This window comes from Klebsiella sp. K5-45 (assembly GCF_030128605.1).
Taxonomy (GTDB): domain Bacteria; phylum Pseudomonadota; class Gammaproteobacteria; order Enterobacterales; family Enterobacteriaceae; genus Klebsiella; species Klebsiella quasipneumoniae.
This window is the reverse complement of the sequence record NZ_JAKUZW010000012.1, coordinates 1-13,536: the sequence shown is the minus strand read 5'-3', so window position 1 is coordinate 13,536 and position 13,536 is coordinate 1. Positions and strand designations below refer to the sequence as shown.

General features: G+C 59.5%; 14 protein-coding genes. 9 read left to right on the top strand and 5 right to left on the bottom strand.

From position 1 onward, the window contains the following. The first annotated feature begins 1 nt into the window (after position 1). The 3 genes from MKS11_RS22400 to MKS11_RS22390 all read left to right on the top strand — a co-directional run bounded on the left by MKS11_RS22400 (position 2) and on the right by MKS11_RS22390 (position 3,456). Entirely contained in the window at positions 2–1,330 is a 1,329-nt protein-coding gene (locus MKS11_RS22400; protein WP_017899678.1) for an MFS transporter, read from the top strand. 145 nt (positions 1,331–1,475) lie between these two features. Then, entirely contained in the window at positions 1,476–2,867 is a 1,392-nt protein-coding gene (uhpT, locus tag MKS11_RS22395) for a hexose-6-phosphate:phosphate antiporter (RefSeq protein WP_087771378.1), read from the top strand. Positions 2,868–3,003: 136 nt separating this feature from the next. Then, positions 3,004–3,456 carry a DUF1198 domain-containing protein gene (locus tag MKS11_RS22390; RefSeq protein WP_049116803.1) on the top strand — a complete coding sequence of 151 codons (453 nt, stop codon included), beginning with the start codon at positions 3,004–3,006 and terminating at the stop codon, positions 3,454–3,456. A gap of 128 nt (positions 3,457–3,584) precedes the next feature. Here the strand turns inward: MKS11_RS22390 and MKS11_RS22385 are convergent, their stop codons facing one another. Both MKS11_RS22385 and MKS11_RS22380 read right to left on the bottom strand, forming a co-directional pair. Next, positions 3,585–3,908: a DNA-binding transcriptional regulator gene (locus tag MKS11_RS22385; RefSeq protein ID WP_004173862.1), complete on the bottom strand. Its 324-nt coding sequence runs from the start codon at positions 3,906–3,908 to the stop codon at positions 3,585–3,587. Continuing rightward, the gene (locus MKS11_RS22380; RefSeq protein ID WP_004173863.1) at positions 3,892–4,251 is read right to left on the bottom strand and encodes a type II toxin-antitoxin system RelE/ParE family toxin; all 360 of its coding nucleotides are present in this window, start codon (positions 4,249–4,251) and stop codon (positions 3,892–3,894) included. The genes MKS11_RS22385 and MKS11_RS22380 overlap by 17 nt, the downstream gene beginning before the upstream one ends. Positions 4,252–4,462: 211 nt before the next feature. On the opposite strand from MKS11_RS22380, the gene nepI reads away from it, so the two are divergent. Next, positions 4,463–5,656, top strand: a complete 1,194-nt coding sequence (gene nepI, locus MKS11_RS22375) for a purine ribonucleoside efflux pump NepI (RefSeq protein WP_114260536.1) — start codon at positions 4,463–4,465, stop codon at positions 5,654–5,656. On the opposite strand, the gene phnX is transcribed toward nepI, so the two are convergent. Together phnX and phnW are read right to left on the bottom strand one after the other, a co-directional pair. Beyond that, complete coding sequence (gene phnX / locus MKS11_RS22370) at positions 5,653–6,462, bottom strand: phosphonoacetaldehyde hydrolase (RefSeq protein WP_087771376.1); 810 nt, start codon at positions 6,460–6,462, stop codon at positions 5,653–5,655. The genes nepI and phnX overlap by 4 nt on opposite strands. A 9-nt stretch (positions 6,463–6,471) precedes the next feature. Next, positions 6,472–7,575, bottom strand: a complete 1,104-nt coding sequence (gene phnW, locus MKS11_RS22365) for a 2-aminoethylphosphonate--pyruvate transaminase (protein WP_087771375.1) — start codon at positions 7,573–7,575, stop codon at positions 6,472–6,474. 141 nt (positions 7,576–7,716) lie between these two features. Here phnW and phnR point away from each other — a divergent pair, with 141 nt between their 5' ends. From phnR to phnV, 5 genes are all read left to right on the top strand, one after another. After that, entirely contained in the window at positions 7,717–8,436 is a 720-nt protein-coding gene (gene phnR, locus MKS11_RS22360) for a phosphonate utilization transcriptional regulator PhnR (RefSeq protein ID WP_004202235.1), read from the top strand. A gap of 178 nt (positions 8,437–8,614) precedes the next feature. Further along, a complete protein-coding gene (phnS, locus tag MKS11_RS22355; RefSeq protein ID WP_004202233.1) occupies positions 8,615–9,628 on the top strand; it encodes a 2-aminoethylphosphonate ABC transporter substrate-binding protein in 1,014 nt (337 codons plus the stop codon). A gap of 5 nt (positions 9,629–9,633) precedes the next feature. Beyond that, positions 9,634–10,746 (top strand): 2-aminoethylphosphonate ABC transport system ATP-binding subunit PhnT, encoded by a 1,113-nt coding sequence (gene phnT / locus MKS11_RS22350; RefSeq protein WP_101865679.1) that lies wholly within the window; start codon positions 9,634–9,636, stop codon positions 10,744–10,746. Beyond that, a complete protein-coding gene (phnU, locus tag MKS11_RS22345; RefSeq protein ID WP_114268039.1) occupies positions 10,746–11,606 on the top strand; it encodes a 2-aminoethylphosphonate ABC transporter permease subunit in 861 nt (286 codons plus the stop codon). Before phnT ends, phnU begins: the two co-directional genes overlap by 1 nt. 2 nt (positions 11,607–11,608) lie before the next feature. Continuing rightward, the gene (gene phnV, locus MKS11_RS22340; RefSeq protein WP_064178482.1) at positions 11,609–12,406 is read left to right on the top strand and encodes a 2-aminoethylphosphonate ABC transport system, membrane component PhnV; all 798 of its coding nucleotides are present in this window, start codon (positions 11,609–11,611) and stop codon (positions 12,404–12,406) included. A gap of 450 nt (positions 12,407–12,856) precedes the next feature. On the opposite strand, the gene MKS11_RS22335 is transcribed toward phnV, so the two are convergent. After that, the coding region (locus tag MKS11_RS22335) for a carbohydrate porin (protein WP_284109699.1) at positions 12,857–13,536 on the bottom strand (680 nt) is incomplete at its 5' end.

The window sequence follows — 13,536 nt, the reverse complement described above, 5'->3', positions numbered from 1 at the left end:
GATGTTCGCCTTTTTAAAAGCCCCGCCTGACGCTGCGCCGATTAGCGATAAACGCGAGCTTGATGCGCGTTATCGCTACTGGCGCCGCCATATCCTGTTGACCATCTGGCTGGGCTACGCGCTGTTCTATTTCACCCGCAAAAGCTTTAACGCCGCGGTGCCTGACATTCTCGCCAGCAACGTGCTGACCCGCAGCGATATCGGTCTGCTGGCCACGCTGTTTTACATCACCTACGGACTGTCGAAATTTTTCTCCGGTATCGTCAGCGACCGCTCCGATGCCCGCTATTTTATGGGGTTGGGGCTTATCGCCACCGGGGTGGTGAATATTCTGTTCGGTTTTTCTTCCTCACTGTGGGCCTTCGCCCTGCTGTGGGCACTGAACGCCTTCTTTCAGGGGTGGGGCTCGCCGGTCTGCGCCCGGCTGCTGACGGCCTGGTATTCACGCACCGAACGCGGCGGCTGGTGGGCGCTGTGGAATACGGCGCATAACGTGGGCGGCGCGCTGATCCCGATGGTGGTGGGAGCGGCGGCGCTACATTACGGCTGGCGCGCGGGGATGACCATCGCCGGCGGCCTGGCGATCCTCGCCGGATTATATCTGTGCTGGCGGCTGCGCGATCGTCCGCAGGCGGTGGGGCTACCCGCCGTGGGCGACTGGCGTCACGATGCGCTGGAGATTGCCCAGCAGCAGGAGGGCGCCGGGCTGACGCGCAAAGAGATCCTCACCCGATACGTGCTGGCAAACCCCTATATCTGGCTGCTGTCGCTGTGCTATGTGCTGGTGTACGTGGTGCGGGCGGCGATTAACGACTGGGGCAATCTGTATATGTCGGAGACGCTTGGCGTCGATCTGGTGACCGCTAACTCGGCGGTGACCATGTTCGAGCTGGGCGGATTTATCGGCGCGCTGGTGGCGGGGTGGGGCTCGGATAAGCTGTTTAACGGCAATCGCGGACCGATGAATCTGATCTTCGCCGCCGGCATTTTGCTGTCGGTTGGCGGCCTGTGGCTGATGCCGTTCGCCAGCTACGTGATGCAGGCGGCCTGCTTCTTCACCACCGGTTTCTTTGTCTTCGGCCCGCAGATGCTGATCGGCATGGCGGCGGCGGAGTGTTCGCATAAAGAGGCCGCCGGGGCGGCTACCGGGTTTGTCGGCCTGTTCGCATATCTTGGCGCGTCGCTTTCCGGCTGGCCGCTGGCGCAGGTAATGGATATCTGGCACTGGACCGGATTCTTCGTGGCGATCGCGATTGCCGCCGGCATTTCCGCGCTGCTGCTGCTGCCGTTCTTAAACGCGCAGGCGCCGCGCGCCGCCAGTGAAGCGTGATGCATCTCACTCTTTCGCCGCGAATGGGGCAAAACTAAGAAATTTTCCCGGTTTCACCTGGACGCCGTCTCAGGCCAGACGGCGCGCTGATTTTTACAATGCGTGGCTATGACGCAGGCATAAAAAATCAGCTCAGGAGATACCCATGCTGGCCTTTCTGAATCAGGTTCGTAAGCCGACCCTGGATCTGCCGCTCGACGTGCGGCGCAAAATGTGGTTCAAACCTTTCATGCAGTCCTATCTGGTGGTCTTCATTGGCTACCTGACCATGTACCTGATCCGCAAGAACTTTAATATTGCGCAGAACGACATGATCTCCACCTACGGGTTGAGCATGACCCAGCTGGGGATGATTGGCCTGGGCTTCTCCATTACCTACGGCGTAGGGAAAACCCTGGTTTCCTACTATGCCGATGGCAAAAACACCAAGCAGTTCCTGCCGTTTATGCTGATCCTCTCCGCCATCTGCATGCTGGGCTTTAGCGCCAGTATGAGTGCGGGTTCCACCAGCCTGTTCCTGATGATCGCCTTCTATGCGCTAAGCGGCTTCTTCCAGAGCACCGGCGGCTCGTGCAGCTATTCCACCATCACCAAATGGACGCCACGACGCAAACGCGGCACCTTCCTCGGCTTCTGGAATATCTCTCACAACCTCGGCGGCGCCGGCGCGGCGGGCGTGGCGCTGTTTGGCGCCAACTATCTGTTCGACGGCCACGTGATCGGCATGTTTATCTTCCCGTCGATTATTGCGCTGATCGTCGGCTTTATTGGCCTGCGCTACGGTAGCGACTCGCCGGAATCCTACGGCCTCGGCACGGCGGAGGAGCTGTTTGGCGAAGCGATTAGCGAAGAGGATAAAGAGACCGAAGAAAACGCGATGACCAAGTGGCAGATCTTTGTTGAGTACGTGCTGAAAAACAAAGTGATCTGGCTGCTGTGCTTCTCCAACATCTTCCTCTACGTGGTGCGTATCGGTATCGATCAATGGTCCACCGTGTATGCCTTCCAGGAACTGAAACTGTCGAAAGAGGTGGCGATTCAGGGCTTTACCCTGTTTGAAGTCGGCGCCCTGGTTGGCACGCTGCTGTGGGGCTGGCTGTCGGACCTGGCCAACGGCCGCCGCGCGCTGGTGGCCTGCATCGCGCTGGCGCTGATTATCGCCACTCTCGGCGTTTATCAACATGCCAGCAATCAGTACGTCTATCTGGCCTCGCTGTTTGCACTGGGCTTCCTGGTGTTTGGCCCGCAGCTGCTGATTGGCGTCGCCGCCGTTGGCTTCGTACCGAAAAAAGCGATCGGCGCCGCCGATGGGATCAAGGGCACTTTCGCCTATCTTATCGGCGATAGCTTCGCCAAACTGGGCCTCGGGATGATCGCCGACGGCACCCCGGTCTTTGGCCTCACCGGCTGGGCCGGCACCTTTGCGGCGCTGGACGCCGCCGCCATCGGCTGTATCTGCCTGATGGCCATCGTGGCTATCTTCGAAGAGCGTAAAATTCGCCGCGAGAAAAAGAACCGTATTTTGCAGACTGCCTGATTCACCAGGTATTTGGTAACCTTGCCCGGCCATTGCGCCGGGCTTTTTTATTTCTTACGTAATATGCCAGGTCCGACAGTCGACAGCAGGCAAATTCCCATTATGATAGTCAGGCTGCGATTGGATGAGAGGATGCATGATCTGGATAGGACTGGCCACCCTGGTAGTGGTATTTGTTGTGGGATTTCGGGTGCTTACCTCTGATTCACGCCGCGCGATCCGCCGCCTGAGCGAACGCCTGGGCATCACGCCCGTCCCGCTGGAATCGATGATCGATCAGCTGGGTAAAACCGCCGGCAATGAGTATTTGCGTTACCTTGAACGGCCGAATGAAGCGCATCTGCAGAACGCCGCCCAGGTGCTGCTGATCTGGCAGGTTGCAATTGTCGACGCTAGCGAAAAAAACCTGCATTACTGGTATCGCCTGATGCAAAAAGCGCGTTTAGCGGCGCCGATCACCGAGGCGCAGGTCCGCCTGGCGCAAGGGTTTCTGCGCGAGCTGGATCCGGATATGAGCGATTTGCATAACCTTCAGCAGCGCTATAACGACCTGTTTCTCCCGGAAGACGGCGTGCACTGGCTGCACTGATCTCATAGTTATTCGGCCTGGGGTTCATCGCTTTTTGTGCCGGATGGCGGCTGCGCCTTATCCGGCCTACGGTTACCGCACTCGTCACTTGTAGGCCGGATAAGCGTAAGCGCCATCCGGCAGGATAACTACAGTAGGATTTTCAGGCCGTGTTTTTGTACGACGCTAAGCAATTTTAATGACATTCCGCTTGGTCGCTTAGCGCCAGTCTCCCATTTTTGCACGGTAGACACGCTGGTATTCAGATAACGAGCGAACACGGGTTGGCTAACATTGAGTTGTTCACGTAGCGCTTTAATTTCAATGGGTTGAAGTGCGGCTACGCTACCGAGACATGATTCATCAAAGTGGCGCATTGTCTCCTGTGGGATTGCGCCAACGCTGAATAGCCCCGACGCAGCGCTATGGATCGCTTCGAAAGCCGGGCTTTTGTATTTATTTTTTGCTGTCATCGCAAATCTCCACCAGTTCTTTACTTTTAACTAAGACCGTCGTTTTCTCTTCAGAGAGATTGGCATAGTGTTTTGCTAACTCACGAAAACCCATTAACTCGCGATGGTTGATATTGGCCATATCCTGTTTGGCATATAGAAAGGTATAAAACCAATACCCTGCGCTTTTGGTAAGGATGATTGCGCGATCGCGATTCTTGTTGAGTCGCTTTTTATAAACCCCTCCTCCTAAATCAACCACCTTGCCCTGAAGCGCAGATTGAATTGCCTGATAGAGCTCGTCGTCGGAAATGCCATGAGAGCTAGCCTCTCTGGCGAACCATTTGGTTTTGAAGATACGCATTGCTGACATCCTGTCGTTAAAAGTATAGCACATAGTGCTATATTAAATTCTCCTGAGATTTGTTAAAGCGATAGCAAGCATCGTTTTTTTAAACATGCGAGCAGCTACGCATCCTCTTATGAAAAGCGAGAATAGTTGCGAAAACGTTAAATGCGTCACAAACAAAATGTTACACTGCGCAGCTTTCCGCCACTTTCTTCGCAGGTCACTCATGAGTCATTCAAATGAAGCCAAACCCCATGCACGCGAACTCGCGCGACCAAACTGGTCGGCGGTCTTCGCGGTTGCTTTCTGCGTCGCCTGCCTGATTACCGTCGAATTTCTACCGGTCAGCCTGCTGACGCCGATGGCGCTGGATTTAGGTATCTCCGAAGGGATGGCCGGGCAGTCGGTGACGACGACGGCATTCGTCGCGATGTTTTCCAGCCTGTTTATCACTTCCGTCATTGGCAAAACCGATCGCCGCTACGTGGTGATCCTCTTTTCGCTGCTGCTGACCCTTTCCTGCCTGTTGGTGTCCTTTGCCGATAGGTTCACCCTGCTGCTGCTGGGACGCGCCTGTCTGGGGCTGGCGCTCGGCGGTTTCTGGGCGATGTCAGCCTCGCTGACCATGCGGCTGGTGCCGATGCGCGTGGTGCCGAAAGCGTTGTCGATTATCTTCGGCGCGGTATCCATCGCGCTGGTGATCGCCGCCCCGTTGGGCAGTTTCCTTGGCGGGCTTATCGGCTGGCGCAACGTGTTTAACGGCGCGGCGGTGATGGGTGTACTGTGTACGCTCTGGGTGCTGAAAGCGCTGCCGTCGCTGCCTGGTGAATCGGCGGCTCAGCAGCAAAATATGTTTGGCCTGCTGAAGCGGCCGGGGGTGATGGCCGGCATGTGCGCCATTTTCATGGCCTTTGCCGGACAGTTCGCCTTTTTTACCTATATTCGCCCGGTCTACATGACCCTCGCCGGGTTTGATGTCGATGGCCTGACGCTGGTGCTGCTGAGCTTTGGTATCGCCAGCTTCATCGGCACGTCGCTCTCCTCGGTGCTGCTCAAACGCTCGGTGAAAGCGGCGCTGGCGATTGCGCCGCTGGTGTTGACCGCCTGCGCGGCGGCGCTGGTGCTGTGGGGAGAAAGCAAAATCGTCGCCTCGACGGTGGCAATTATCTGGGGCTTCGCGTTCGCCTTGATCCCGGTGGGGTGGTCAACGTGGATCACCCGTTCACTCTCCGATCAGGCGGAAAAAGCCGGGTCGATTCAGGTGGCGGTGATCCAGCTGGCCAACACCTGCGGCGCCGCGGTCGGCGGCATTGCGCTTGACCACTTAGGGCTGCTGTCGCCGCTGGTGTTGTCAGGGGTATTAATGCTGTTTACCGGCCTGTTGGTGGCGGCCAAAGTGAAGGTGAATTCACCCGCTTAAGGCCGTTCGCCTTTTGCCAGCCGGGCGTTGATGTCGGCAATCACTTCCGGCAGGTCCGCCAGGGTATCAACCACATAATGCGCCCCGGCGGCATACAGCTTGCCTGCCGCCCGCTCGCGACGGGTGGCGATTTCCTCTTTCGACATCGCCTGGTACGCCTCCCAGGTAGCGCCGAATTCGTTACCGGACACCGCCAGGCCGACGCTCCACATCCCGGCATGTAACCCTTCGCTGATGCCCGGCGCGGCGTCGTCGACCTTCACGCAGTGGGCCACATCGTCTATGCCAAGGGTAATCACGTTCTGCAGCGCCATCCACGGCCCGGGACGCCCGCCGGCGGGAAGGTCATCGGTGGCGACCCAATGGTCCGGGGCATAGCCCTGGGCGGCGGCGGCTGGAACCAGCTTTTCCATCACCGGGCGCGGATAGCCCGAGCAGGAGCCGATCTTCAGTCCGTCGGCGCGCAGCGCGGCGAGGGTGTCGACCACGCCGGCGATCGGAGCGGAAAAATCGACAACCTTAGCGATTTGCAGCGGCATAAACGCGGCGTAGATCGCATCAATATCAGCAGCCGTCATTGGCCGACCAAATTTCGCCTGCCAGCGGCTATCGACCGACGGCAGTTTGCCCAGCGCCTCAATGTGCTGCCATTTGCCAAGCCCCATCGGCACGCGGGCCTCTTCAAGGGTGAGCTCAATATCGAAGGCCTGGCGGAAGGCCTCGATGAAAATTTGCGTCGGCGCGAAGGAGCCGAAGTCCACGGTGGTGCCGGCCCAGTCGAGGATGAGTGCGGTGATACGGTTCATGGCGGTTCCTTATTGTTTCCAGTACATGGCGTTGTCGATGGCCGCCAGCAGGGCGGTGATGTCGGCGTCGTAGACTTCGCCGATGTTGCCGATGCGGAAGCAATCGCTTTGCGACACTTTGCCCGGATAGATAACGAAGCCCTGATCTTTCAGCTTCTGGTAGAAGGTGTGAAAGCGATACTGCGGCGCGTCCGGTGAATAAAAGGCGGTAATGATCGGCGAGTGCAGGCTGTCATCAAGTAGCGTCCGGAAGCCGAGCGCGCGCATTCCGGCGACCAGTCGGCGCTGATTGTGGCTGTAGCGCTGATGGCGGGCGCTGACGCCGCCCTCCTGGGCCAGTTCTTTCAGCGCCTGAGCGAAGGCCAGCACGGTATGGGTCGGTGAGGTGAAGCGCCACTTGCCGTGGTTATCCTCCATACAGCGCCACTGGGCGTAAAGATCCAGCGACAGCGAGCGCGAGCGGCCTTTGCAGGTGGCCAGCTCCGATTCGCGGGCGATGACGAAAGCGAAGCCCGGCACGCCCTGAATGCATTTGTTGGCGGAGCTTATCAGATAGTCAATATTCAGCGCGGCGATATCCAGCGGAATGCCGCCGAAGCTGCTCATCGCATCGACGATATAGCGTTTGCCATACTCCTTCGCCAGCGCGGCTACCTCTTCGATCGGGTTGAGCATGCCGGTGGTGGTTTCGCTATGCACCATCGCGATATGGGTGATCATCGGGTCATCCTGCAGGATCCGCGCGATCGCCGCCGCGTCCGGACGGGCGACTTCGCCGCAATCGTAAGGATGAAAGGCGATGCCCATCAGCTGCGCCATCTCAATCATACGCGCGCCATAGGCGCCATTGCTGACGATCAGCACTTTGCCCTGTTCGCCGATGACGCTGCCGAGCACCGCTTCGACCGCGTAACTGCCGCTGCCCTGCAGCAGCACCGCCGTATAACCGTCGGCCAGGGTGGCCAGCTGCACCAGCTGCTGGCGAATGGTCTGTACCACGCCGAGATTGTAATCATCATCCCAGGTGCAGCTATCGAACAACATCGCCTCTTTCACCGTGCGGGAGGTGGTTAGCGGGCCGGGAGTCAGCAGCAGGTAATTCCGTGAAGTCATTTGTCTCACCATTTGGTCTATACCAGATTTATATTTATCATGGAGACAAAGCCGGGGCAGGGTCAAAGGAAATGTGGCGCTGCAACAAAAAATTCATCTGGCTATGTATAATGAGCGCACCAAACGTGGCAGCGAGTAAACATGAAATCACCCTCTGGCGAGATGCCGCAATACCTGATGATTAAGGCGCAGCTGCAGGCGCGTATTCAAAACGGCGCCCTCAAAAGCGGCGATAAATTGCCTTCCGAGCGCGAGCTGTGCGCGCTGTTCAACACGACCCGTATCACCGTGCGCGAGAGCCTGGCGCAGCTGGAGGCCAGCGGCGTGATCTACCGCGCCGATCGCCGCGGCTGGTTTGTGACGCCGGAGCGTCTGTGGCTGGATCCGACGCAGAACACCAACTTCCACAAGCTGTGTCTCGAACAGGGACGTGAGCCGAAAACGGTGCTGCTTGATGGCCGCTTAACCGCCGTGCCGCTGGATGTGATGGCGCCGCTGGCGCTGCAGCCCTTCGATCAGGTCTACCTGCTGACCCGCCTACGCTATGCCGACGGGCGTCCGGTGTGCTATTGCGAAAACCACTGCCTGCCGGCCCGGGTGCCGGAGCTGCTGCGCCACGATCTCAATGGCAGTCTGACCGAGATTTATCAGAGTCACTACGACCTGATCTATACCAGTATGCATCTGTCGTTTTATCCCACCTCCATGCCGCCGCAGGCCGCAGAGGCGTTGGGGGTGATGGAGGGGCGCCCGGCGCTGCTGCTGCGCAGGCTGAATTACGATCAGCACGGGCGTATTCTTGATTACGATATCGAATACTGGCGGCATGACAGCCTGCGGATCGAAGTCGATACCCATTGATTTTATTGTATTAACCCTTCCCGTATCCCCGGTGGCGTCAGCGTTAACCGGGGGCGACGTATCCCCTTCGCTTTAACTCTTTCGACACACTTCTTTCATCGTTTTGTCATAAACCCTCGGTAGCGTGAACGCAAATCTGGTCTACACCAGAACAACTAACTGCGATGAGGCTAACACGATGAAACTCTCCCGACTTGCTCTGCTGTCCCTGTTCGCGCTGACCAGCTCCCCGGTTTGGGCGGACGGCGTCGTCACGGTTTACTCCGCCGACGGCCTGCATGACGGCGATAACAGCTGGTATCAGAGCCAGTTCGACGCCTTCACCAAAGCGACGGGCATCAAAGTGCAGTATGTGGAAGGCGGCTCTGGCGCGATCGTCGAGCGTCTGGCGAAGGAGCGCACCAATCCGCAGGCCGATGTGCTGGTCACGGTGCCGCCGTTTATCCAGCGCGCCGCGAAAGAGCAGCTGCTGGCCACCTTTACCCCACAGGGCAGCGCGCAGATCCCCGGCGCCAATGACCGCTATTCGCCGCTGGTGAACAACTATCTGACCTTCATCTATAACGGCCAGTTGCTGAAAACCGCGCCGGCCAGCTGGCAGGATCTGCTGGATAGCCGCTTTAAGAATAAGCTGCAGTACTCCACGCCGGGCCAGGCGGGGGACGGCACCGCGGTGATGCTGCAGGCCTTCCACAGCCTTGGCGGCAAAGATGCCGGCTTCGAGTATCTGGGCAAGCTGCAGGCCAATAACGTCGGCCCATCGGCCTCCACCGGCAAGCTGACGGCGCTGGTCAACAAAGGCGAGCTGTACGTCGCCAACGGCGATCTGCAGATGAACCTGTCGCAGATGGCGCGTAATCCGAACGTCAAAATCTTCTGGCCGGCGGACGACAAAGGCGAGCGCAGCGCGCTGGCGCTGCCCTACACCATCGGGCTGGTGCAGAACGGACCGAACAGCGAAAACGGCAAGAAGCTGATTAATTTCCTGCTGGATAAACCGGCGCAATCCAGCGTCAGCGCGCGCTCCTGGGGCTTACCGGTGCGCAACGACGTGGCGCCGGATGACGCTAACTTTAAGGCAGCGCAGGCGGCGCTCGACGGGGTGAAGCGCTGGGAACCCAACTGGGACGACGTCGCGGTTTCTCTCTCGGCGGATATCGCCCGCTGGCATAAAGTGACCGATAGCGAGTAAGCCTGATGTTAATGAAAACGACCGTCATCTCTTCCCCGTCGCTGGCGGGGACCTCCGGGATCACCCTGGACTCGCTGCGCGTTTCCTACCACGGCAACGTGGTCTTAAAACCGCTGTCATTGACCATTGAGCCCGGTGAAGTGCTGGCGCTGATTGGCCCTTCCGGTTCCGGGAAAACCACCGTGCTGCGGGCGATTGCCGGTTTTGTGCAACCGGCTGGCGGGCGGATCCTGATCGGCGACACGGACGTCACCCACCTGCCGCCTTACCAGCGCGGGCTGGCGATGGTGGTGCAGAACTACGCGCTGTTTCCCCATATGAAGGTGGAAGACAACGTCGCCTTCGGCCTGCGGGCGCAAAAGCAGCCCAGGGCGCTGATCGCCGAGCGGGTGACCGAAGCCTTAAAAATCGTCGGTATGGCGGACTACGCCACCCGCTATCCGCATCAGCTTTCCGGCGGCCAGCAGCAGCGCGTCGCGATAGCCCGCGCGATTGCCGTGCGTCCTCGGGTGCTGTTGCTTGATGAACCACTGTCGGCGCTGGACGCGCAAATTCGCCATAACATGGTGGAAGAGATTGCCCGCCTGCATCGCGAACTACCGGAGCTGACCATCCTCTACGTTACCCACGATCAGACCGAAGCGCTCACTCTGGCGGACAAAATCGGCATTATGAAAGACGGGTCGCTGATCGCCCACGGTGAAACGCACGAGCTGTACCACTATCCGCCGAACCGCTTTAGCGCCGAATTCCTCGGCCGCGCCAATATCCTGCAGGCGACGGCGCTGAAAGACAGCCCCGAGCCGGGGCTGGTTAGCGTAAGCTGCGGCGGCGGCCTGATTAACGCCTTCAGCCGGGGCGGCCTGCATGGCAACAATAAGCTGTTATGCATTCGCCCGCAGCACATGAGCCTGACGCCGCGATCGGCAACCAGTAATCGCCTCAACGCCACCCTGACGTCGGTGCACTGGCAGGGCGATCTGACGCATCTGCTGTGCGACGTCGCGGGCGAAGCGGTGCGGATCGTCATGACTCAGGTCAACCCACTGCCGCGCGCGGGGGACAAGCTGGCGCTCTACTTCGAACCTGGCGATGCGGTTCTGATCGAGGTGCAATGATGGCGCAAACCCTCACGCTTGCGCGTCCGGCGCGAAACCTGCGCCCTTACCTGTGGCTGGCGTTGCCGCTGCTGGTGCTGGCGACGCTGTTTTTCTATCCGCTGCTGCTGATCGCCGAACAGGCGTTACGCGACGCCAGCGGCAACCTGAGCCTCGAGACCTTCTGGCAGGTGATCGACTCTAAGCGCTTTATTGGCGCGCTGCTCAATACCTTACAGATTGCGGTGTTCGCCACCCTTGGCTGCCTGGTGCTCGGCAGCGTCCTGGCGCTGATTCTGGTGTTTATTCCGTTCCCCGGCAGCCAACTGTTGGGCCGGGTCATTGATACTTTTATTGCGCTGCCGACCTTTCTTATCACTCTCGCGTTCACCTTTATTTACGGCTCGGCGGGGCTGCTCAACGGCACCCTGATGGCGCTGTTTGCTTTTGAACTGCCGCCGGTAGACTTCCTCTATTCGATTAACGGCGTGATTCTGGCGGAGATTACCGTGTTTACGCCGCTGGTGATGCGCCCGCTGATGGCGGGACTGCGGCAGATAGATAAGAGCCAGCTGGAAGCGGCGAGTATTCTCGGCGCTCATCCGTTACGGGTGATTACCCAGGTTATCTTCCCGGCGGCGCTGCCGGCGCTGATGGCGGGGGGCAGCCTGTGCCTGTTATTGACCACTAACGAGTTCGGTATCGTGCTGTTTATTGGCGCCAAAGGGGTCAATACCCTACCGATGATGGTCTACAGCAAGGCGATTCTGGAGTCGGATTACAGCGTGGCCTGCATGATTGCGCTGATCAATATTTTGCTGTCGCTGGGGCTGTTTATGCTCTATCGGCTGGCGGCGGTGCGCACTGGCGTAAGGAGTTAACGATGTTGATTTGGTCGCGTAAAGGCCGCGCGGCGGCGGGCGCGCTGGCGGTGACGCTTTTTGCCGGCGTTTTCCTGCTGCCGCTGGCGGTGATTTTACTCTCCAGCCTGAGTAAACAATGGAACGGCCTGCTGCCCACCGGCTTTACCTTTGCCCACTTTGTTAACGCGTTTCGCGGGGCGGCGTGGGATTCGCTGTTTTCCAGCCTGGTGGTGGGCTTCTGCGCCAGCCTGCTGGCGCTGCTGTGCGGGATGTGGGCGGCGCTGGCGCTGCGCCAGACTGGCGCGAAGCTGCAGAAATATCTTGGGCTGATGTTTTATCTGCCCAGCGCCATCCCCTCGGTTTCAGTGGGACTGGGCATTCTGGTGGCCTTCAGCCAGGGGCCGCTGCAGATGAACGGCACCTTCTTTATCGTCCTGGCGGCGCATTTCGTGCTGATCTCGGCCTTTACCTTCAGCAACGTCACGACCGGCCTGGCGCGGATTTCCGCTGATATTGAAAACGTCGCCTCCAGCCTGGGCGCTTCACCGTGGTACCGCCTGCGCCATGTGACGCTGCCGCTGATGACGCCATGGATGATCTCGGCGCTGGCGCTGAGCCTGTCGTTGTCGATGGGAGAGTTAGGGGCGACGGTGATGATCTATCCGCCGGGCTGGACGACGCTGCCGGTGACCATTTTCAGCCTGACCGATCGCGGTAATATAGCCGATGGCTCGGCGCTGACCATCGTGCTGGTGGGCGTCACGCTGCTGTTGATGATGAAGCTGGAGCGCATCGCCCGTCGTTTGTGTCAGAGATAAAGAGTGGATGTCGTCATGCGGGGCTGGCGCCAGACCGCCCGGCGGCGCTGCGCCTGCCGGGCCTGGGGGGATCCCGCAGGCCTCCTCCGGAACGTAGGCCGGATAAGGCATTGATGCGGCCATCCGGCACAACCACAGGTATGGAGCTTGAAGTGTCCTGCCCGGCGGCGCTGCGCTTGCGCGGGCCTGGGGAGGGTATCCCGCACGCCTCCTCAGAAACGTAGGCCGGATAAGGCATTTATGCCGCCATCCGGCACAACCGCAGGTATGGAGCTTGAAGTGTCCTGCCCGGCGGCGCTGCGCTTGCCGGGCCTACGGGGGGAGCCCGCAGGAAGGAACGCAGGCCGGATAAGGCATGTATGCCGCCATCCGGCATAAATGGAGCGCACCAGTCGTAGCCCGGCTAAGCGTAGCGCCAGCCGGGAACGCTCCTTCAACAACGCTCTCGCATCAGAACCACGCCTCAAACATCCCGCCGACGTTCAGCGAATCCAGCTGCTGGTCCTGGGTGCCGTTGACCTTCGCGGTATGCTCATTGTCCACCTGGCCGCCGGTCACGTAGAAGCGCAGCATCGGACGGAACTCCGGCCCCATGCCGATGGCGATGTTCTGCGACAGCGTCAGCTTCCAGCCGTGGTTATCCCCGCCCTGGTCGTAGTCCACGCGCTGGTAGCCCGCTTCCAGCCAGGTGGAGTGCACGTCGTTCCAGAAATACATCGGCCGCACGATGGCGCCGTAGTTCTTGCGGTTGTCGGTGTTGTCCCTGCCGTTGTCGTAGTCGTGGAAGGCCAGCAGATATTCCACCTGCGCCTGCTGGGTGAACTTATGGCTGCCCTCGAAGCTGGCGTAGACCGTGGTCAGGTCGTCGGTTTTGTTGTAGACGCTGTTATCCGAGTTGTCGGAGTAGCGCAGGATCACCTTGTTCACCCCGCTGTCGTTGGTGTGGCTCAGCACCAGGCCGCCCTGCCAGGCTTCGAGGCGCGCGTCGCTGTCCACCGCCTTTGAGTCAAAGCCGTAGTTGGCGTACACCTCGACGTCGATCGGCCCGGCCTTGATGTTGTGGGTTTTAGTGGTCAGCGCGTAGTGGCCGTTGTCGCCGGTGTCGGAGCTGCCGGTACAGGTGATGCGCG